Source organism: Enterococcus sp. 9D6_DIV0238, assembly GCF_002174455.2.
GTDB lineage: Bacteria > Bacillota > Bacilli > Lactobacillales > Enterococcaceae > Enterococcus_L > Enterococcus_L dunnyi.
Window position 1 is genome coordinate 2,223,584 of sequence record NZ_CP147246.1, and the last position, 21,634, is coordinate 2,245,217.

Here is a 21,634-nt window from a genome sequence, read left to right on the forward strand (position 1 = left end):
TGAAGCAGAGTGGAAATCAATTTTCAAACAGATGTCGGACGGAGACGAAATACGAATCAGGATTATGCTGGTCTATTTGAGAATCAGACAGGTCTAGCTTTAGCGATTTTGGCTGATGGAATGGGCGGCCATCAAGCTGGTGATGTTGCTAGCCAAATGGCAGTGAATAATCTAGGGGCACGCTGGCAGGAAAGTCAAATTGAAACATCAGAAAAAGCAGCACAGTGGCTGATCAAAGAAATTCAAGATGAAAACGAGCGGATCTATCAAAAAGGACAGTCTCAACCAGAATATTTAGGGATGGGGACAACGATCGTCAGCGCAGTGTTGTTGGAGCAATCCTTTGTACTGGCGAATATTGGCGATAGCCGTGCCTATTTAATACGTAATGAGCAGTTGGTTCAGCTGACAGAAGACCATTCATTAGTGAACGAATTGGTAAAATCTGGTGAAATTACCCGTGAAATGGCAGCCAATCATCCGCGGAAAAATGTTTTGACCCGCTCGTTAGGCATGCCGGGGACTGTCGAAGTAGATGTAACGAATCATCTTTGGGTGCCGGATGATTATATTTTATTGTGTTCAGATGGGTTGACGAATATGGTTTCTGAAGAGGATATATTAGCGATCATACTTTCAGATAAACCACTAAAAGAAAAAGTGTCAACGTTGATCACTCAAGCCAATGAAGCAGGCGGAGCGGATAATATTACCGTTTTAGTAATCCATTTTGACGAACAGAAGGAGGCAAACCAATGATCGAAATCGGCAGAAAATTAAATGGTCGATATCACATTATTGGCAATATCGGTAGTGGCGGAATGGCGAATGTTTTTTTAGCTCATGATTTGATTTTGGATCGTGATGTCGCAATCAAAGTACTGCGTTTTGACTTCCAAAACGATCAGGCAGCGATTCGCCGTTTCCAAAGAGAAGCTTTAGCAGCTACCGAATTGGTTCATCCGAATATCGTCAGTGTGTATGACGTTGGTGAAGAAGATGGGCTTCAATACTTAGTCATGGAATATGTCAAAGGAATGGACTTAAAGCGATATATCCAGACACAATATCCGATTCCATATGCAAAAATCGTAGATATCATGGAGCAAATTTTATCAGCAGTTTCTCTGGCTCATGAACATCGGATCATTCATAGAGATTTAAAGCCGCAAAATATTTTGATGGATGAAAGTGGCGTAGTGAAAATCACCGATTTTGGGATTGCCATTGCTTTGACTGAAACATCGATTACACAGACAAACACGATGCTGGGCTCTGTTCATTATTTGTCACCAGAGCAAGCCAGAGGTAGTATGGCAACAAACCAATCCGATGTGTATGCAGTTGGGATCATTTTATATGAAATGCTGACTGGAAATGTCCCTTTTGATGGAGAATCAGCTGTGACGATTGCGTTAAAACATTTTCAAGAAGAAATCCCTTCTGTTAAAATGGTCGATCCAAACATTCCGCAATCATTAGAAAATGTGGTGTTGCATGCAACAGCAAAAGATCCAGCAGATCGTTATAAAACTGCGGAAGAAATGTCCCGAGATCTATATACGGTACTTGCGGCAAATCGTCTGAACGAACCAAAGTGGGAACCTACGGGCTTGATTGGCGAAACAAAGATCTTAACGCCGATCACTGATGAAATGAGCATGCCTTCAGCATTTGCTGCGATGGAGACACCTCCAGAAGAACGCAATGAACATGAAGAAATCGAGCAGCAAGAAGCAGAAGCACAAGTGAAAAAGAAGAAAAGAAAACGAAATCGAATCATTGTATTTGTCATTTTTCTTCTAGTTTTATTGATTGGTGGAGTTGTGTATCTAGCCAGTCAAGGAAGTAGTGAAGTCAAAATTCCAGATGTGTCAGGTAAAACAGAAGCGCAAGCTAGAACGACTTTAGAAGATGCTGGTCTGAAAGTTAAATCAGAATCGAAGCAAATACAAAGTGATGATATCGAAGAAGGAAAAGTAGTCAAAACAAATCCTGAGATGGACTCTACAGTCAAGAAAAATCGAGAAGTCGAGCTCTATATCAGCTCTGGGAATAAAAAAATCAAGCTAGTTGACGTGACAGGCGATAGTTATAAAGATGCTATCGAAAAGTTAGGTGAACAAGGGTTCAAAGAAAACCAAATCAAGATCACTAGAGAGACAGATACTGATGCAGATGAGGATGAAGTTATCAGTCAATCGCCGGAAGCTGGTGAAGAAGTCGATCCGAAAACAGATGAAGTGACATTAGTCGTTAGTGAAGGACCGGAAGATGTTTATTTGGCAGACTATGCAAGTCTAGGCTACAGTTATGATAGTGCTGTTGCAGAACTGTTGAGCTACGGCATCAAATCAAATCAGATCACACGTGTGGATAAGGCTAGTGATACAGTAGAAAAAGGTTTTGTTATGGAACAAAATCCAGCACCAGGTAATCCATTTAATCCGAAAAAAGGCAAAATCACCTTAGTGGTCAGCTCTGGACCGGATAAAACGACGCAAACAAGCTCCTCTGAATCAAGTAAAATTTCTTTAGATAATTACGAAGGACGTTCTTACAATAATGTGGTGGCTGATTTAGTCGCACTTGGAATCAAGTATGAACAAGTCGACGAAGCAAGCGATACGGTAGAAGAAGGCGTCGTTATTTCGCAAGAACCTAAGTCAGGAGCTTCGTTTGATACTAAAAGCGATAAAGTTATTCTACGTGTAAGTTCCGGTCGTGGAAACGGGACGGTACCAGATGTCAGCGGTTTGACTGCTGCTGAGGCTAAAGCTAAGATCGAAAGCAGCGGGTTTGTTTACGCAATTGGCTCTGGAGATGCAGCAAAAGGAAAAGCAATCAGCACATCACCAGGATCTGGCGGAACACTAAAAAAAGGTGAAACAGTTACTGTGAATTATGAAACTATAAGCGACGAAAATAGCTAAAATAAAAATGAAGCAATCTCTTTTCAGAGGATTGCTTCATTTTTTAGTTTAAAGAAGTTGCCTTAAATGTAGCTTCGATACCAAATTCCGTAGGCTCGCTTGCTGTCAAAAGCTCTTCAGTCAAGGTAACTGAAAATACATCTTGGGTACTATAAGGATTCAAGTAGTAAACAAGATCATCAACATCCATAATCGCTCGATATTGAGTATAATCAACAGATCCATCATTTTTGATATTGACGCCTTTTGGAATCGTGACATTATCTAAAATGTGAAAAACGGCATTAACAGCATCTCCCGTTGTTTGGCCTTTTTCAGTCAAATGACGTGTATAAACAGTTCGGGCGAATCGTTCAGGTGAGGTATATCCTCCAGGTAAACCAAAAGTGCCGGAGCCTTGTCCAAAAGGTTTAAGCTCATAGCCGTCAATAGAAGTCGCTGGGTTATTTGTTGGTTTGATAAAAATGTAATTATTCAAATTTTTCAAGTGCCATTCAAATTCAGGACTATTCGTCATTACGCCGATCGGATTATCTTTGATCTCGATCGTTCCGCTATTTGTTTCTACGACAACTGATTTTCCTGTTCGATCGGTAATGATAAAGTGCAATGGAACGGTGATCCCTAAAAGAGAGACAGGTGCATTCACAAGTACGATTTCATCTATACGTTGTTTTAGCTCATCGATCGTTGCGATTTCACCAAGAACCCAAAGAATGAATTCGTGAGGAGCAAGATTTAGTTTGTTCTCTACAGGTTCAGGTACGTATTTTGCTTCATCTAAAAAATATAGCTCAGCAATGGAAAGCCCTTTTTCATTCACACCATCAGCAAAGAAATATTCTTCCAATTTACGGCCGGTACCGACAAATCCGTATGGTGACTGCTGTTTTTGTCCGAAATGAGTTGTCCAAGCATGATTTCTAGGCATGACGATCGGTCTTCCGTCAAGCTCAAAACCAAAATCCATCGTTCTAGCTAAGAAATGATTTTTTTGTGTTGATTCAAAAGTTAAACTTGTGCACATATGTTTTCCTCCAAGCTAATTGATAATAAAACAATTATACAACGAATCATAAATATAGTATGTCTACAAACTCTTAAAAAGTAAAAAGAAACCATTCTTGAGTAATGAATGATATCGATATGAGAAGAAGTTCAATAACTTTTGGGAATGTGGTAAAATGAAACCAACAAAAACTAAGGAGGTGGCATTTCTGAAAGGTCAAATAAGAAAAGCATTAAGCGGATTTTATTACATTTATGCTGACGGTCAGACATATCAAACAAGAGCACGCGGCAACTTTCGGAACCGTAAAATCACACCATTAGTCGGTGATGAGGTGATGTTTGAAAGTGATAGTTTAATAGACGGGTATTTATTGGAAGTCTTTCCCAGACACAATGAATTAGTACGTCCGCCTGTTGCAAATGTGGATCAAGGTGTCATCGTTATGAGTATGGTAGAACCGAATTTTTCATACAATTTGCTGGATCGTTTTTTGGTGACGCTTGAGGAGAAGGAAATCACACCGATCATCTATTTAACGAAAATCGACTTGCTTACTGGCGATGAGACAGTCAAGGTAGCAGACATTCAACAAGTATATGGTGAGCTTTACTCAGTGATTGCAGCAACAAGTACAGGAGATGAAGAAGCCGTTCGTGAATTGGAGCAGTTTTTCCCAGAACGACTGACTGTATTTATGGGACAGTCTGGTGCCGGAAAATCAACATTACTGAACAAAATTTCTCCAGATCTGCAATTAGCAACGAATGAAATTTCTGAAGCGTTAGGGCGAGGAAAGCATACGACGCGCCATGTAGAACTTTTACCGTTGTTTGATGGTTTAGTTGCCGATACTCCAGGATTTAGTTCAATTGACTTTTTAGAAATGGAAACAACCGAGCTGCCAAAGCAATTTCCTGAATTTGTCAAAGCGGCACATTTATGTAAGTTTCGTGAATGCATGCATCGAAAAGAACCAGGCTGTGAGGTAAAAGCACTCGTGGAAACTGGTGAGATCGCGCAGACACGTTATGATAATTATCTCCAGTTTTTATCAGAGATCGAGAATCGCAAACCAATGTATAAAAAGAAATAACCAAATCACGTAATCAGAACATGAGGGAGGATTTTTTTATGAAATTAGCACCATCGATTTTAAGCGCGGATTTTGCAAATTTGGAAAGAGATATTCAATTGGTTGAAAAATTAGGAGCGGACTATATCCATGTTGATGTGATGGATGGGCAATTTGTTCCCAATATCACTTTAGGCCCAAATGTAGTTTCTGCGATCCGTCCAACTACAAAATTGCCGTTGGATGTTCATTTAATGATCGTTCAACCAGAAAATTATATTGAAGAATTCGCTAAAGCGGGTGCAGATATCATCACGGTTCATCAAGAATCTACACCTCATATTCATCGTGCTGTCCAAATGATCAAAGCATCAGGTGTAAAAGCTGGAGTCGTTATTAATCCCGGAACGCCATTATCAGCGATTGAATATGTGTTGGACTTAGTGGATCAAGTATTGATCATGACAGTGAACCCAGGATTTGGTGGTCAAAGTTTTATTGAAAGTTCATTAAACAAAATTGCCCAGCTAAAAGAATGGAAAGATACAAAAGGCTATACGTATGATATTGAAGTCGATGGCGGAATCGAGCCGGAAACAGCGAGACGCTGCAAAGAAGCGGGCGCTAATGTCTTTGTTGCGGGATCATATATTTATAACTCTGAAAGTCCTAAAGATAGAATTGCAGCATTGAGAGCTGTATTGGACTGATGAATATACTACTTGTGGCTGGCGGCTCGCCGAAAGAATGGCCGCAGTTTTCGCTCGAGCAGTTTGATTTTATCATAGGGATCGATCGTGGTAGTTTGTATAGCTTAGAGCGTGGCTGGAAACTTGATTTAGCTGTAGGCGATTTCGATTCGTTGAGGCAGGAAGAGTTTGAACGTGTAAAAAAAGAAGTAAGAGAAATCGAGCAGGCACAAGCTGAAAAGGATTTTACAGATACTCAGCTAGCGTTGATGAGGGCGTTTGAAAAATTTCCTGAAGCGGAAATGACGATCATTGGTGCGACAGGCGGCAGAGCGGATCATTTTCTTTCAAATCTTTGGTTGCCGTTAGAGCCGGAATTTCAAGCGTTTGCTTCACAAATTCAGTTGAAGGATCGGCAAAACAGTATTACGTATTACGGTCCTGGAAGCTATTCGATCACAAAAGAAGTTGGAATGACGTACCTCGCTTATTGTTGTTTGACACCAGTCAACAACTTAACCTTGACAGAAAGCAAATATACTTTGGATCATGTGGATGTTCCGATACCGACATCCTATGCCAGTAATGAGTTTGTAGGTAACAGCGCATCGTTTTCATTTGATTCAGGGATGATCGCTGTGATTCAAAGCAGAGATTTAAATAAAAAAAGCTGAACGGAAACGTTCAGCTTTTTGCATTATTTTCTATTAAACACGCTCGATTTTACCAGATTTCAAAGCACGAGTTGACACCCAAACTTTTTTAGGTTTACCGTCTATCAATACACGAACTTTTTGCAAGTTAGGTTTAACAGTACGTTTAGTAGCGTTCATTGCATGTGAGCGGTTATTGCCGCTGCTTGTCTTACGACCAGTAAAGTAACATACTTTTGCCATTTTTAGTTTCCTCCTTTGCTTTGATCTCGGAGCGATAGTTTTCAGCTCATACTAACTTAATTTATCATAGAAAGTAGATTTTGGCAAGCGTATTTTTTGGTCTGTAACAAAAAAAGAAAATAAGTTTAAGTATAAAAAAACAGTGATCTAAGCTGGATCACTGTTTTTTTTAGGCTATACTATTTTTTTATAGATCCGATCGATAAACATGAAGAGCAAAAATAGCCGCTAAGAACAACTGTAATAATAGCCAGTATCACTTTTATTGCTATTGGTTTAACAAAAATCGTTGCTGCTATAAGTAGAAATAATATGCCAATTATTACAGGAATATATTTTTGGTCCATAGTGAACGCCCTCTTTCTCTTTTCTTCATCTTTACGTGACAATGATTGCGACCCCAACAGCTGCGCCAGCTCCAACAAGTGCTCCAGCACCCATACACCAGCCGCAATTCAGATTTTTAACGGTACATTCAGTCATTTTGATTGCTTTCATATATGTTTCCTCCTCATCGATTAAGTTAACACAACGGCTAAGCCTGCACCAGCTGCAATAACGCCAGCGCCAATCCCAACACCAGTCCAAAAATCAGTGCCGTGTGAATTCAATGTTTTTTGATCTACCTCTACAAATTTGATTAATTTCATTATTATACCTTCCTTTCACCTATTAATTGTAATATTTTATATAGAAAATGCTTAGAATTTCCAAAACCAAATTGGCGGAATGATGGAAATTGGATATATAGCCCATTTCATAATGTTTTGCTCCTTTCTAATGTAGCCTCTTTATTTTTTGAGTAAATAAGACCTGATTGCGATACTTAAAGAGAGAAGCATGATTCCAGAGCAAACAAAAATGATCCGATGTTCCAATAGGCTGATAAGAAGTACGCCAATTCCTAAAAGAAGTAGAAATAGACTGACAAAATTTATTTCTTTTCGATTCATCGCTAGAAAACCTCCCTCTTTTATGGTTACGTAAGTGCTATGCCAATGCCAAAACCTACACCTAGAGCTGTTAAGTAAATCCCAAGGTAATCTCCATAATTACTCGTCAATCGTTTCAGTTCCTTTTCTTTAAAATACATATCGTTCCTCTTTTCTTCATTGGCTATTAGGTCAATATCGCTATAGCTGCTCCAGTAGCAAAACCTAGTCCGAGTCCGGATAAACCGCCCCATAAGAGTAGTCCATCGCCATTAAGTGTTTTTGTAGTAATCTCTTTAAAGTGAATGTTTGTCATTTTAAGATACTCCTATTATAATGTGAATTTTTTTGCTGATGACAGCGTGTTTCCTTTTTAAAACCGCCAAATTGGCGGAACGATAATTGAAATAGGAAAAATCCATCTCATGTTGACTCACCTCCTGATCAATTAATGCGGCTATCTATTAAGTTAAAACAATGATAGAACCTATCACTACTCCGGCGACTGTTCCACCAGCAACACCCTGCCAAAAACCATTCAATACCTTACTATTTGTTTCTTCAAACTTGATTTTGTTCATCTGTTTTTCCTCCTATGTCAATGCGACAACGACACCAATACCAATTCCAACGCCCACACCTTGCCAAAAACCATTTACTACTTTGCTTTCTGTTTCTTTAAATTCAATCTTGTTCATCTTGTTTCCTCTTTTCCTAAATATTTTTTTGTTGTGCACACTTAAAGTATAGGAGGAATTGGAGAATAATTTCTTCTTTTTCTTTAACTCATTTTTCCTTCCCTTATTCGTTTGAAATTGATCTTTCTTATACGTTTAAGCATTCATGAACGTCTGAAAAAACAGTGCGGACAAAAATTTAAGGACTTAAGAGAAAATGTCAATAGCGCATATTGCGTCGCTATAATTAGGTCAGTTAAATAAAAGGAGTGGTCGAAATGATTGGAATAACCTTAGTAGAAGAAAGTAATCATGTTTTAAGAAATGTTGAAGATGCAGCACTGTCAGATATTGTGAAAGAAGATGTTTCTATAGAAGAATTGAGTCTTGATACGTATGATTTTGATACAAACACTTTTTTGGACTTATTAGAATATACAGAGTTTCAAGAGTACACGGACTATATCTTTGTCAACTTTTCTAAGTCAAAACGAGTACCTAAAATCATTTCTTTTTTGAACACATTCAGTGAGTCAACTAGATTTCATTCTATTTCTATAGAAGATGGAGGCAACTTTGCGGATCAATACGTTGATCGAACCAAACTACAGAATTACGAAAAGAAAAGTGATTCATCGGAACTAATTTTAAAAAATGGTTTAATGGCACTCTTTACAGGAATCTATCCGAGAATATTTAGAAAAAATATAATTAAACATATTTACTTTGAACAATTGTCGGATGTAGAGCATCTTCATTCATCAGTGTATCTCAATTGCGCAATCAATCATGGATTGTATATCGACGAATTGGAAAAAGATTGGAGCAGTGAAATCCCAAGTATTATTACATTTAAAGATTCTTTGCAAACCTTTAGCAAAGAAAGTGAATTAGAAGAATGTTCCGAAAAAGAGTTACTAAAGCAATTAGAAAATTTTCAGGAAAATGGAACTATCGCTTGGCAAGAACGGAAAAATGGAATCATTGATTATGCTCAAATGCTGTCACTCGGATTAGAACGCAGGCTATTTATCTATACTGATGGAATCTACTTAGATTATCAAAGAACGAGCAAGTTATCGTCTCTAATTAACTCTACATTTTCAGAAATTGAATTAGCAAACAGTAGATTGAGTCATAAAAATAAAAAGAACGGACTTTATGAAGTTTATCCATTATTAGTAAGCATCGCTAAATCATTGGAAGATATGCATCTAACATTTATTACGCCATTCAATAAACATCGATTTGATTCCATCCAGCTAGAGAATTACCCGAGTGAATGGATAGTTTTTTCTGCAAGCGATACTTACTTTGCGCTACACGTACCCAGTAATCGAACGTTTGAGGTCAATCAGTTATTTGTAGAAATCTTCGAAGCTCAAATCAAAGAATGCATTGAACTAGCTAAAAGTAAAAATGGAGAAATCACAGATACAGTAATTGAAGAACAAAAGGAGTTGATGCTCAGTGTATAAAGAGGAGGCTGTCTTTTTCGGAACATTTAAAGAGAAGTTGAAAAATAAAAACCAAATAGATATTACAGATAATATCTATAAAGAAGCTGAATTTGCAGAATACTATGAAGCAGTGGCGCATGAATCCATAAGTGGAGATATTGAATACTATTTAACTATTTTTTCTAAAGGTGATCGAGTATTGGAAATAGGAACAGGAAATGGTCGAGTCATGAAGCCCTTGCTGCAGAGGGGAATCGATATCTACGGAATCGAACCAGAACAGGCGATGCTGGCATTTTTGAGTGAAGAAGAAAAGTCCCGTGTGTATGTTGGAGGCATTGAAAATATAGCCCAGTTCGATCATGTTTCAAAGTATCGTTACATTATTATTCCGGCCACATCTGTTTCATTGTTTGATGAGCAATGCTTTACAAATTTTTTATATGAAGCAAAAAAAGTGTTAGCTAGTGATGGCAAGATCATCTTTGACTTCATCAATCCAAATCAGATCGATAAGTTAGACGGAGCGGTTTCTATCGATAAAATCAAAAATCAGTTATTTATGTCTGGAAACTTTGTTCAAGGGAAAAAGTTTATCTATAATATTTACACGAAAACAGCTGACGGCAGTAAAAAACTAGGATACTCAGTAAAAAATATTTATACCATCGATCAAATCAAGCGCTTAAGTGAAGAGGTTGGCTGTATGGCAAACATCATAAAAAATCGACCTGATTACGTCATGATGGAGGTGCAAAAAATGAGGTATGATTATCTAGTCCCAATGGGCGATATTACAACCGTCAACGACGATAAAATCACTATTGTTCGAGCAGAAGAGGAGTATGTATTTGACGGAGAACAAAAGAGATTTGTAGATTTAAGAAGTGGTTTGTGGAATGTCAATTTAGGCTATAAAAAGGAATTGCATGCAGCAATCAGCCGACGATTCACAAATCAGCTATTAAAAAATTTAACCTACTTGGATATCCATTCCTTTCATCATCCGCTTTATCAAGAATATGCGGAGGGACTTTCCACATTTGTTGATAAAGAAGGAACATATACGCAAATCATTTATACAAATAGCGGTTCTGAGTGCACAGAATTAACATTAAAATTATCGCGACAAATCAACAAAGGAAAGAAAAAAACATTAGCTTTTTCTCAAGGGTATCATGGGACTTTTTGGGGCGGCATGTCAATCAGCGGATTAGATCAAGAAGTAACAGAAGTTTATTCGCCTAAATTGAGTAATATGGAATTTATGAAATTACCAGAGAATGATCTAGAAGAGAAAGCCTTTTTTGAACATATTGAACAGCATCATCGGGAGTACGGTGCAATGATCATTGAACCTATCTTAGGCTCTGCAGGAGTAAAAGTGTCTTCGATTCGTTTTTTGAATAAACTGGGAAGATTACTCCAAAAATATATGATCACAGTGATTTTTGATGAAGTAGCAACGGGCTTTTATCGGACTGGGAAACCATTTTATTTTCACTATTTAGATTTTAAACCAGATATGATAAATCTCAGTAAAGGAATCAATAATGGGATATTACCATTTGGTGTGGTCTTGTTGTCTAATGACATTGTGTGTAAATTGAAAAAAGAAGAGCTAGAGCATTTTTCTACACAAAATGGTAACTTGCTTGGTGTGATCAGTGCACATGAAACGTTATGTTACTATCAGCAGCATGAAGCAGAGATTGCTCAAAATATCCAAAAACTAAATGAACTTATTTTAGCTGAAATGAGCTTTAATGGCATCTCTGTTAGAGGAATCGGCTGTATGTTTGCAGTGCCGATAGATGATCCACAAGCGCTGTCTTTGATCATGCAGTCATTAGAGCAGGCTGGAATATTGTGTTATCAATATTTCAATTCTGTGGAAGATAATGGGCTTACGCTGATGCCATCATTTTATACAGATCATAAAAAGATGCAGCAGATCTTAAAACGTATAGCTAAGGCGGTGAAATCGTATGCTTGATGTGCGTCATTTAAAGGTTGAGCAAGTTCTTTTTGACTATATAGAATGTGACGAAGAGGTATATATCTTTAATACAAACAATGAACGAATGGTCCAATCGACAAGTGAAATGATTGACTATTTAAGAGAGTATGAGCCGGGAAATAATACAAATGATCCTGCTATTGATAAATTCATTTTTGGTGCAGGAAAAAGAAAATTACTAGAGTTCAAATTGAAAGGTTTTTCTATTTCTAAAACATTTTTTTCAGTATTTTTAAAATTTATGGATGCACCCGCTGTAACAACGATCCGATTGATCTTGACCGGACTAGGTATTCTTCTTTTACCGCTATTTTTTCAAAGAGGACTCGCGGACTATTTTACAGAGATAGAACGAATCGATTGGAAAGTGTTGGTGATCGTGTATATCAGTCAATTGATGATCACGATGATCCATGAGCTCGGACATTATTATTATTATCAGAAATATATTCGTTCGGATCAGTTTCGCTTTGGCTTTTTATTAAGATATTTTTTCTTATTCATGTTTTATACGAATGTAAATTTTATGGATCAGCTGTCAAAGAAAAAACAGCTGAAAATCATGCTGGCCGGTGTGCAAATTCAGCTGATGATCAGTGGAATCATCTGTTTACTGATGCTCTATGTTTCTTCACGCATATTAACTTTGTTGTTTTTTTTGAATGTCTTGAATATTTTGATCAATCTGGTTCCTTTTATAAAGACAGATGGTTATTGGATCATTAATCTGCTAATTGATTCTCAGGACTATATGAGCTCGTTTAAATCTTGGCTCAAAAGAGAAAAGAAGGACATCAAACGATCAGAAATTCTGTTGTCTTTAGTGAATGTTAGTGTTATTTTCTATATCATTCTAACGGGAGTGCTACAGTTGGTACAGTTGTTTCTCTAAACGAAGAAAGAAAGGAGCGAAAGTATGAAAAATTTATTGGTTATCGGGTCTGCCGGCTATTTAGGCCAATCCTATATAGAAGAAAATAAAGACAACTATCATTTTTGGGGAATCGATAAAGTAAAAAATACTATCTGTACAGATTTTATGAAAAAGGAATTTGTTGCAGATGTAACCGATCTAAAAAGCATTCGTAAAATAAAACAAGCGCTTGAACAAGAAAGGGTCAAATTAGATGGCTTGTTATTTTCAGTAGGGATTAACCCGATTCAAAGTTTCTATAGTATTGATGAAGAAATGTGGGATCATACATTTTCTGTGAATCTAAAATCCATTGTATTCATGATCAAAGAATTTTATCCGTTGTTTAAAGAGCAAGTGGCGATCGTTTTGATCGGTTCTCAAAATGGTGTTGTTGGACATGAACAGAGGATCGATTATGGACCATCTAAAGCAGCATTGATTCAATTAGCTAAAAATTTGACTTTGGATTTTGAAAAGGATAAAGAAAAAGATATCAAGGTGAACGTCGTTTCGCCGTCCTATATTTTGAATCAGAGTAATAAACAGCTGTTGACAGAATCTTTTGAAGGAAAAAAATTATTAAAGAAAATACCATTGAAAAAATTTGTTCAGCTAGAAGACGTTGTGGGAACCATCGATTTTCTACTATCGGACCGCAGTAAAGCTATTAGAGGGCAAAACATCATTGTAGATTACGGTTATACGATTGTTTAAAAGAAGGAGGAAGAAAAGATGAGTTTAGAAATCAAAAAACTAAAAAAAAGAATGAATGAGCGAGACATTATAAAAGGAGTCGATTTAACTATTCCAGAAGGAGAAATTTACGGCTTTTTAGGAGCGAATGGAGCCGGAAAAACAACTATTTTTCGACATATTTTGGGAATTTACACACCTGATTCAGGAGAAATTACATGGAAGGGCCGTAAAATCGACCGTTTCGATGCCGCAAAAGTCGGGTATCTTCCAGAAGAGCGTGGACTATATCCTAAAAGAACGGTAAAACAGCAACTGACCTTCTTTGGCAAACTTCATAAGATGAATAAAAGAGGAATCGAAAAAAGCATAGCGTTTTGGCTTGATTTTTTTGATATAAAAGAGAACATCGACCGGAAAATCAGCGAGTTATCAAAAGGAAACCAGCAAAAAATTCAATTCATCGCTTCGATCATCCACAGTCCAGAATTAGTTATTTTAGATGAACCATTTTCTGGTTTAGACCCAATCAATGCGAATCAATTAAAAGAAGCCATTCTCTTTTTAAAAGAAAAAGGCTCAACGATTATTTTTAGTTCCCATCAAATGGCGAATGTAGAGGAAATCTGTGAAAATATTTGTATGATCAAAAAGGGAGAAGTTCTGTTAAAAGGAAATTTACAGGAGATCAAGAATGGAACAGATAAGAGAAAAGTCATTGTGCAGGCTGATTTTGAAAGAGAGGCACTCAAACGAGAATTTGAAATAGCTTCTTATAAAGAAAAAAATAATGTTGTTTCATTTTATGCACAAGATGAATTTAGTGCAAAAAAAATTCAGAAATTTATTTTTCAATCTGAAAATATTCAACAATTCAGAATTGAGCCTGTGTCATTAAACGATATTTTTCTAGAAAGAGTAGGTGAGTAAAAATGAAAAATACACTAACGATCATTTTAGAAACATACAAACAAAAAGTCACATCAAAAGTATTCATTGTCATGCTGTTGATTTTGGTGCTGGGCACATTTTTTGGCATGAATTATGAAGGGATTTTTAAAAGAGCTGAACCGAGTAAAGAGACCATACTTGTTGCCTCAAATGACAAAGAAATCGTTACGACATTGAAAGAAATCGGTAAAGGAGCCGAGTTGAATTTTGTCAACGGTGGAAAAAGCTTAGCAGACGCTAAGAAAGAACTGAAGGAGACAGAGAGTAAAACTATTTTAAAACTTGAGAAGAACAACGCGGGCCTATATCAAGGGAAAATTTATTACGAGGGAGCCCTTCAACATAATATTTCTGAACAACTGCAAAGCATTGTAACTGCCGTCAATCAATCAATTAAACTATATCGATTAAATCTTGATGATACACAGCAGCAATTTCTGAACGAAAGTACAAGTTTATCCTTAGAATCCTTAGCTGGAAACCAAGATGACTCTGGGCAGACTTTATTGTTAGTCTATATTGTAGGATTTATTCTATACATTGCGGTTATGCTTTTTTCTACTATGGTCGCACAAGATATCGCAGTAGAGAAAAGTTCAAGAGTAATGGAAATTTTATTAACAACGATTACGCCCGTTCAGCATTTAACAGGTAAAATCATTGGCATAGGTTTGGTGGGAATGACCCAGGCAGCATCGGTCGGGGCTGCTGCCTATGCATCCTATAAAATCTTTGGGGATAGTACAGGACTGTTTAAATTCTTGAATGAAGGCAAGAACAGTCAAGCAATCATTTTAGCTATTGTTTGCTTTGTTCTAGGCTATTTGATTTATTCTGTTGCCGCGGCTATTCTAGGTTCAGTGGTTTCATCTGTTCAAGAGGTTCAGCAATTGATGTATATCTTGATCATCCCTTTATTCATTGCTTTGTTTATGGTAGTTATTCTGGCGACAGGATCTGGAAGTAACCAAGCCATTATCATTTCATCATATGTGCCGTTTTTATCACCAATCGTAATGTATGCTCGGTATATGCTTGGAGATGCATCTCTAAATGCATTTATTCTGGCAATGGGCATCAATATAGCATTTACTGTGATTTTAGCGCTTCTAGGAAAAAGTGTTTATCAAGGCGGAGTATTTATCTATAGCGGAGATAAGCTTACCAATGTATTCAAAAGAGCGTTTAAATCAGGAAAGTATTATGCCCGATAAATATAAAAAAAAGCCAGTCGCGATCATTCCCTATAAGACGTTAGAAATGATTCAAACAGCCAATGGAGAAGAAGTCTTGTTTTATGCTATTTTTAAATGTCTAGATGAAATGAAGCAGAAAGCTGTTGAAAAAAATACCTGGCAAATATTTTTATTATTAGAAGATCGTCTCTATAAAAAAGACCCATATTCCAATAATATTTTGGTTTTTGATAAAGAACACCGACTATTAGATACCAGTAAAACATATGTGATGTTCTTGAAAAAAGACCTAGCCTCTATTGCTGTAGACAAATATGTAGAGGCAATTCAAAATATATTGACATTCTTCGGACAAAGTTACCGAGAGGTCAAAAGGGAGAAAATTCCTGTAACTACGCTAGAAGGAATGAGGATTGTGCGAATGCTTGAAACAGATTTAGGCTATTAGTATCCTCAGGGGAAAATAAAGTGTAATAAAAATCGTTTGGATCTGAGTAATTAAACTAAAAACTGCTCAATGTGTTTTATGCATTGCGCGGTTTTTAGGAAGTTGCTGAAGAAACAGCCTTTTTTTTATAGTGTTTTTTCAGATTTTAGGTAGCCTCTACAAAAATCAAAGCGTTTTAGTCTGTTGACACTTGAGTAAAATAAATAAACGTTTAGGCGAACAAGAAAGAATATTCTGACAATTATGATCTGTTTAAGCTAATTTAGGCAAAAAACGTTTGTCGTGATCAACACTTGATAAAATTATAGTATCGAAGGAGGAGAGGATATGGCGAATATATGGAATTTATGGAATATTGAACGAACAGTGAGTCAAAGAATATTGAACTTGATCATTAAGGAAGAAATGGATCAAATCGATTTTCTAAAATGCAAGTTAGGATTAGAAGCGTTTGTTATCAATATAACAAAGTTCTTGATTGTATATACGGCGGCTCTCCTTTTTAAGGTCGCTATTGCTACTTCTATTTTTCACGCAAGTTTTCTTTTGATAAGAACTTTTTCCTATGGGAAACATGCGAAGACGAGTTTAGGATGTGTATCAAGCAGCTTGCTTTTATTTGTAGGGTTACCAGTGCTCTGCCAAAGTGGGATCTTGATTCCTACCTATCTATTATTTTACATACGACTACTATCGCTAGTCGTATTGCTAAAATTCTCTCCAGGTGTTACCGACAAAAACAAATTATCAAAATCGAATCGGAAGAAGGCGTTGCGAGTTAAATCTATAGTCAGTTGGGGCGTGCTGAATGGTCTATATTTGATTACAGCATCTGCACTAACTGAAAATTTGATTGTTTTAGGGATGTTTTTTGCCAGTATGTATGTTATACCAAATAAATTTAAAGGAGTAGATAAAATATGAAAGCATTTTTGGTAAGGTTTTTTAGAAATTATGGAACAATGAATATTGCAATGTGTTGTAGTTTCTTTTATGACGAGCCTGAAGTTCCTGACCTTTTGATCAAAGAAAGTGAATCGAACTAAAAAAAGGCCGAGACATATTTATTCGGAATTAGAGTCTGGAACAAACTGATGTTTAGTTTTGTTCCAGGCTCTCTTTGATTTTTGAAGAATACTTGCTTTACAGTTTATTAGAGTATATAATTTTTTTACTAATAGAAATGTAAGGGGGTTCTAATGTATTGGAATTCATCTTTATTATAAGTAATGTTATGGCGATGTTACAGGTGATTTTTAACTACATAAACTTCAAATTACTGATGCTTAATAAAAAGATTCGTTTTTCTGAAATCCTAAGCTTAGTAGTTGTTACTATCCTGAATGGAAAAGTGTTCTCTATTCTAGGTGTTTACGGCATCATATTTATGTTTTTTTGTATAACGATCTTAGGCTACCATTTTATTTCTAAAAATCTTATTCAGGTGCTAGGTGTGAATTCTTATGTGGTTATTATTTCAGTTATAAGTGATCATTGTGTGTCAATTATAAGAAAAAATATATTCGGTACAGAAATGAGCTCTTCTGGGAATTTAAATATGTTTATACAAGTAGTGCTTAGCTTGTTGCTGTCTGTAGTCATCACATTCATGATTGCTAAAGAGGCAAAAAGGCTAGGAGAAAAATTTCCTGTCATTAACGAAAGTGCTCCGTTGATTCATGTGATTGGAATAGTTACGATGATCATATACTATGTGAGTATTTTTTTCGGTGTTTATCTAGGAAATAATAATGAAATCGTAACCGTCAATTTGATCTTCTTCCTATTATATTTAGCCGCTTCATTGGTCTCTTTTTTTATGTATATCAGCTCACTGAAAAATAAATATGATACGCAACAAAAAGAAAGAGAATATTTAGAAAATCAACGGTACATGGAGGTAATGGAAAATCAATACAAGGAAATCCGGAAATTTCGGCATGACTATAAAAATATACTGAATTCGTTAGAAGATTTTATTGTAGACAGGGATTATGAAGGTCTTAGTGATTACTATTTTAACAAAATAAAAAAGACTTCGACACTTATTGATCAAAATGATTTCAAGCTGGAAGCGATTGGGAATATCAGAGTTAGAGAAGTAAAAAGTATCCTTGCCTCTAAATTGATTTCAATGCAGGAAAAAGGAATTGATACACAGCTGGAAGTGAATGAAATCATAGAAGAATTATCGATCGACTCAATTTCCTTAGTTAGAATCTTAGGTATCTTTTTAGATAATTCTATAGAAGAACTTGAATTTTTAGGTGAAGGTAAGCTTGCAGTGGCAGTCTACAAGGATGTATCGGCTGTTCATATCATCATCCAAAATTCTTGTAGATCAGATTTACCTAAGTTTCATATACTCAAGCAAAGAGGATTTTCACTAAAAGGTGCCGGCAGAGGAGAGGGATTGAGCAATGTTCAAGAGCTGATTCGAACTTTGAAAAATGTTCGGCTGGCTACGTCCATCAGTGATGGAATGTTTACACAAAAATTAACAATAGAACATAGTGAAAGGGTGTGAGTAAAGTGATATCTGTTATTATTTGTGAGGATGACTGGCGGCAACGCCAAACGATTGAGATGTATGTCAAAAATTATATAATGATGGAAAGTCTGGATATGGAATTGGCATTTTCTACAGGGAATCCCTTAGAAGTAATCGAGTTTGTCAAAAGTAATCCTAAGATCATCGGTCTGTATTTTTTGGATGTTGATCTACAGCATGAGATGTCAGGATTAACACTAGCAGCTGAAATCAGAAAGTATGACGATTTAGGCAAAATTGTTTTTGTTACTACGCATGGGGAACTATCATATCTGACTTTTACGTATAAAGTCGAGGCTATGGATTACATCATCAAGGATAATAAAGATGATCTTCAGCGAAAAATTTGTGAAAATATCCAATTAGCCCACGAACGGGTGACCAATGAGCGAGGCAACCAAAAAAGATTATTTAAGCTCAAGGATGGTGACACGATTCGTTCTGTGGATATGGGAGAAATCATTTTTTTTGAATCTTCTTCTGCCTCTCATAAAATCGTTCTCCATTTGGAAAATGGAGAGATTGAATTTTATGGTTCTTTAAAAGATATCGAAGAACAATGTACCGACTTTTACCGCTGTCATAAATCCTATTTGATCAATCGGAATCATATCAATAAAGTTATAAAAAGTGAGCGGATCGTCGAGATGAGTAATGGTGAAGAATGTTTAGTGTCCGTGAGAGCAATGAAAAATTTATAAAAATGTAAATACAAGATCTGATGAATAGAGTCAGTTCTTGTATTTTTTGTGTAATTGACAATTTACCGTAAACGATGTAAATTATACAAATATTGGCGAATATGGTGAGACACTCTATAATATTCTAATTAACTTCCTTTTCATTGAGAGATTGCTATGTTAAAATATTATAGAAGAAAATAGGGCAATTATGCTCTTTAAGGAGGCTTTCATCAATGGCTGTAAAAATAAAAACACCAGCAGGCACCATTGAGATTACCAATGAGGTTATCGCTACTGTAGTTGGCGGAGCTGCGACAGATATCTACGGAATCGTCGGGATGGCTAGTAAAAACCAAATCAAAGATAATTTAAATGGCATTTTGCGCAAAGAGAATTTCTCTAAAGGTGTAGTCGTACGTCAAGAAGAAAATGGCGTAGCGGTCGACGTATATACAATCGTAAGTTATGGAACAAAGATTTCAGAAGTTTCTCGAAATGTACAAGAAAAAGTCAAATACAACCTTGAGACATTACTTGGTGTCACTGCTAATTCTGTCAACGTTTTTGTACAAGGTGTTCGTGTGCTACCTGACTAGGCAGCCGACTGTTAAATAGAAGAAATACTTTTCGTCTATTAGCAGCAATCTAAAGGAGGATTTTTAGGTGAATGTAACAGAAATCAGTGCAAGTCAGTTCCAAGAAATGGTTCAGGCTGGTGCGAGTCGTCTGCATGTCAATGCAGAGTATGTCAACTCATTGAATGTTTTCCCTGTGCCGGATGGTGATACAGGAACAAATATGAATTTATCCATGACAAGTGGAGCAAAAGCTGTAGCAGATTCTCGTTCTGAAAAAGTTGGAGAACTAACAACAGTCCTTTCAAAAGGATTATTGATGGGCGCTAGAGGAAACTCTGGGGTTATTTTATCGCAATTATTCCGTGGTTTTTCTAAACAAATTCCAGACGTTGTTACGCTGAATGCACAAGACCTAGCCGCAGCGTTTACTCATGGAGTAGAAACTGCTTATAAAGCTGTAATGAAACCTGTAGAAGGAACAATTTTGACTGTTTCTCGTGAAGCTGCCCGTTCAGGTGAACGTAAGGCAAAAGAAACAGATGATTGTATTGAAGTGATGGAAGCTGTTGTTAAAGGTGCTAAACGCGCGTTAGCTAAAACACCAGATCTTTTACCTGTGTTAAAAGAAGTCGGTGTTGTAGACAGTGGAGGTCAAGGGTTACTATTTATCTATGAAGGCTTTTTAGAAGCATTATCTGGTAACTTTTTAGCTACAGAAGTATATGAACCAACACCAGGCGAAATGGATGAAATGGTCAATGCTGAACATCATCGCGGGGTTAGCGGACACGTTGCCACAGAAGATATCAAGTTTGGTTATTGTACAGAGATCATGGTACAAATCGGTGAAGGTCCAACTGTAGATAGTGATTTCGACTATGACACATTCAGAAATTATCTGAATGAACTAGGCGATTCTTTACTGGTTGTCAACGACGATGAAATCATCAAAGTTCATGTTCATACAGAACATCCTGGTGAAGTCATGAACTACGGACAAAAATTCGGATCATTAGTTAAAATCAAAGTTGATAATATGCGTTTACAACATGAAACATTGGTTGAGCATGATGCACAAGCTGCAGCTGCGCCAAAAGCACGTGTTCCTTATGCGGTAATTGCGATCGCAGCTGGAGAAGGCGTTCAGGAATTATTCCGCAGCCTTGGAGCAAGCTACATCATCAGCGGTGGTCAAACAATGAACCCAAGTACAGAAGATATCTTGAAAGCAGTGAAAGAAGTCAATGCTGATCAAGTGATTATTTTACCAAATAATAAAAATATCTTTATGGCAGCCGATCAGGCAGCTGAAGTAGCTGATATTCCTGTAGCCGTTGTCCCTACGAAGACAATTTCTCAAGGAATGACAGCGATGCTTGCTTTCAATGATCAACAATCTCTTGAAGAGAATAAAGCAACGATGACAGAAATGATCGAAAGTGTTGTCAGTGGTCAAGTTACGACAGCTGTACGTGATACAACGATCGATAACGTTGAGATCAAAAAAGATGACTACCTAGGAATGATCGATGGAAAAATCGTCGTTTCCGAGCCAGATATGGCCAAAGCTTCATTGGATACGCTAAAACGTATGATCGACGAAGATACTGAAATCGTCACGATCATTGTCGGTGAAGGCGGAACAATGAAGGAAGCTGAGCAATTTGCAGAAGCGTTGACTGCTGAATTTGAAGATCTGGAAACAGAACTTCACGAAGGCGGACAGCCGGTTTATCCGTACTTGTTTTCAGCTGAATAATCAAGAAATCTAAAAGAGAATGGGACAGAAATGTTCGACTCTTAGTGCTTTAGCACTTAGAATTTTGCTCGTTTCACTTTGCTGTTTGAACAATAGTGAAGCTGGATGCGTTAGCTGATATGATCGAAGCGCAGCGAAGTAGTTACTTCTGCTTCCGTCATTCATTCA

General features: G+C 36.8%; 23 protein-coding genes. 18 read left to right on the forward strand and 5 right to left on the reverse strand.

Annotation, left to right across the window (positions count from 1 at the left end):
- Window positions 1–9: 9 nt before the first annotated feature.
- Together A5889_RS10340 and pknB are read left to right on the forward strand one after the other, a co-directional pair.
- A complete protein-coding gene (locus A5889_RS10340) occupies window positions 10–759 on the forward strand; it encodes a Stp1/IreP family PP2C-type Ser/Thr phosphatase (protein WP_087641816.1) in 750 nt (249 codons plus the stop codon).
- Window positions 756–2,933 carry a Stk1 family PASTA domain-containing Ser/Thr kinase gene (pknB, locus tag A5889_RS10345; RefSeq protein ID WP_087641817.1) on the forward strand — a complete coding sequence of 726 codons (2,178 nt, stop codon included), beginning with the start codon at window positions 756–758 and terminating at the stop codon, window positions 2,931–2,933. Before A5889_RS10340 ends, pknB begins: the two co-directional genes overlap by 4 nt.
- A 43-nt stretch (window positions 2,934–2,976) precedes the next feature.
- On the opposite strand, the gene A5889_RS10350 is transcribed toward pknB, so the two are convergent.
- Window positions 2,977–3,960: a choloylglycine hydrolase family protein gene (locus A5889_RS10350; protein ID WP_087641818.1), complete on the reverse strand. Its 984-nt coding sequence runs from the start codon at window positions 3,958–3,960 to the stop codon at window positions 2,977–2,979.
- 181 nt (window positions 3,961–4,141) lie between these two features.
- On the opposite strand from A5889_RS10350, the gene rsgA reads away from it, so the two are divergent.
- The 3 genes from rsgA to A5889_RS10365 are packed head-to-tail and all read left to right on the forward strand — an operon-like array spanning window position 4,142 to window position 6,380.
- Window positions 4,142–5,038, forward strand: a complete 897-nt coding sequence (rsgA, locus tag A5889_RS10355) for a ribosome small subunit-dependent GTPase A (protein ID WP_087642064.1) — start codon at window positions 4,142–4,144, stop codon at window positions 5,036–5,038.
- Window positions 5,039–5,076: 38 nt separating this feature from the next.
- Complete coding sequence (gene rpe, locus A5889_RS10360) at window positions 5,077–5,727, forward strand: ribulose-phosphate 3-epimerase (protein WP_087641819.1); 651 nt, start codon at window positions 5,077–5,079, stop codon at window positions 5,725–5,727.
- A complete protein-coding gene (locus A5889_RS10365; RefSeq protein WP_087641820.1) occupies window positions 5,727–6,380 on the forward strand; it encodes a thiamine diphosphokinase in 654 nt (217 codons plus the stop codon). The genes rpe and A5889_RS10365 overlap by 1 nt, the downstream gene beginning before the upstream one ends.
- 33 nt (window positions 6,381–6,413) lie before the next feature.
- Here A5889_RS10365 and rpmB read toward each other — a convergent pair whose 3' ends face one another.
- From rpmB to A5889_RS10385, 4 genes are all read right to left on the reverse strand, one after another.
- A complete protein-coding gene (gene rpmB / locus A5889_RS10370; RefSeq protein WP_010761898.1) occupies window positions 6,414–6,602 on the reverse strand; it encodes a 50S ribosomal protein L28 in 189 nt (62 codons plus the stop codon).
- A gap of 518 nt (window positions 6,603–7,120) precedes the next feature.
- Window positions 7,121–7,252 carry a hypothetical protein gene (locus A5889_RS10375; RefSeq protein ID WP_254909570.1) on the reverse strand — a complete coding sequence of 44 codons (132 nt, stop codon included), beginning with the start codon at window positions 7,250–7,252 and terminating at the stop codon, window positions 7,121–7,123.
- A 141-nt stretch (window positions 7,253–7,393) separates the two neighbouring features.
- Window positions 7,394–7,555, reverse strand: a complete 162-nt coding sequence (locus A5889_RS10380) for a hypothetical protein (RefSeq protein WP_176372882.1) — start codon at window positions 7,553–7,555, stop codon at window positions 7,394–7,396.
- Between the two features lie 166 nt (window positions 7,556–7,721).
- Complete coding sequence (locus A5889_RS10385; RefSeq protein ID WP_254909571.1) at window positions 7,722–7,850, reverse strand: hypothetical protein; 129 nt, start codon at window positions 7,848–7,850, stop codon at window positions 7,722–7,724.
- A gap of 639 nt (window positions 7,851–8,489) precedes the next feature.
- On the opposite strand from A5889_RS10385, the gene A5889_RS10390 reads away from it, so the two are divergent.
- The 13 genes from A5889_RS10390 to A5889_RS10450 all read left to right on the forward strand — a co-directional run bounded on the left by A5889_RS10390 (window position 8,490) and on the right by A5889_RS10450 (window position 21,466).
- Window positions 8,490–9,689 carry a hypothetical protein gene (locus A5889_RS10390; RefSeq protein ID WP_242585401.1) on the forward strand — a complete coding sequence of 400 codons (1,200 nt, stop codon included), beginning with the start codon at window positions 8,490–8,492 and terminating at the stop codon, window positions 9,687–9,689.
- A complete protein-coding gene (locus tag A5889_RS10395) occupies window positions 9,682–11,667 on the forward strand; it encodes an aminotransferase class III-fold pyridoxal phosphate-dependent enzyme (protein ID WP_254909572.1) in 1,986 nt (661 codons plus the stop codon). Before A5889_RS10390 ends, A5889_RS10395 begins: the two co-directional genes overlap by 8 nt.
- Window positions 11,660–12,583 carry a hypothetical protein gene (locus tag A5889_RS10400; protein ID WP_087641822.1) on the forward strand — a complete coding sequence of 308 codons (924 nt, stop codon included), beginning with the start codon at window positions 11,660–11,662 and terminating at the stop codon, window positions 12,581–12,583. The genes A5889_RS10395 and A5889_RS10400 overlap by 8 nt, the downstream gene beginning before the upstream one ends.
- Window positions 12,584–12,607: 24 nt before the next feature.
- The gene (locus A5889_RS10405; protein WP_087641823.1) at window positions 12,608–13,321 is read left to right on the forward strand and encodes an SDR family NAD(P)-dependent oxidoreductase; all 714 of its coding nucleotides are present in this window, start codon (window positions 12,608–12,610) and stop codon (window positions 13,319–13,321) included.
- Window positions 13,322–13,339: 18 nt separating this feature from the next.
- On the forward strand, window positions 13,340–14,230 hold the full coding sequence (locus A5889_RS10410; RefSeq protein ID WP_087641824.1) for an ABC transporter ATP-binding protein: 891 nt from the start codon (window positions 13,340–13,342) through the stop codon (window positions 14,228–14,230).
- A 2-nt stretch (window positions 14,231–14,232) separates the two neighbouring features.
- A complete protein-coding gene (locus tag A5889_RS10415; protein WP_087641825.1) occupies window positions 14,233–15,465 on the forward strand; it encodes an ABC transporter permease in 1,233 nt (410 codons plus the stop codon).
- Window positions 15,455–15,895 (forward strand): hypothetical protein, encoded by a 441-nt coding sequence (locus A5889_RS10420; RefSeq protein ID WP_140405345.1) that lies wholly within the window; start codon window positions 15,455–15,457, stop codon window positions 15,893–15,895. The genes A5889_RS10415 and A5889_RS10420 overlap by 11 nt, the downstream gene beginning before the upstream one ends.
- Window positions 15,896–16,222: 327 nt before the next feature.
- Window positions 16,223–16,819: an accessory gene regulator B family protein gene (locus A5889_RS10425; RefSeq protein WP_087641827.1), complete on the forward strand. Its 597-nt coding sequence runs from the start codon at window positions 16,223–16,225 to the stop codon at window positions 16,817–16,819.
- A complete protein-coding gene (locus A5889_RS10430) occupies window positions 16,816–16,941 on the forward strand; it encodes an AgrD family cyclic lactone autoinducer peptide (protein WP_207114598.1) in 126 nt (41 codons plus the stop codon). Before A5889_RS10425 ends, A5889_RS10430 begins: the two co-directional genes overlap by 4 nt.
- Window positions 16,942–17,099: 158 nt before the next feature.
- Window positions 17,100–18,422: a GHKL domain-containing protein gene (locus A5889_RS10435; protein WP_242585402.1), complete on the forward strand. Its 1,323-nt coding sequence runs from the start codon at window positions 17,100–17,102 to the stop codon at window positions 18,420–18,422.
- A gap of 5 nt (window positions 18,423–18,427) precedes the next feature.
- Complete coding sequence (locus A5889_RS10440) at window positions 18,428–19,147, forward strand: LytR/AlgR family response regulator transcription factor (RefSeq protein ID WP_087641829.1); 720 nt, start codon at window positions 18,428–18,430, stop codon at window positions 19,145–19,147.
- 215 nt (window positions 19,148–19,362) lie between these two features.
- Window positions 19,363–19,725 carry an Asp23/Gls24 family envelope stress response protein gene (locus tag A5889_RS10445; RefSeq protein ID WP_087641830.1) on the forward strand — a complete coding sequence of 121 codons (363 nt, stop codon included), beginning with the start codon at window positions 19,363–19,365 and terminating at the stop codon, window positions 19,723–19,725.
- Window positions 19,726–19,792: 67 nt separating this feature from the next.
- Window positions 19,793–21,466, forward strand: a complete 1,674-nt coding sequence (locus A5889_RS10450; RefSeq protein WP_087641831.1) for a DAK2 domain-containing protein — start codon at window positions 19,793–19,795, stop codon at window positions 21,464–21,466.
- Window positions 21,467–21,634: the final 168 nt, after the last annotated feature.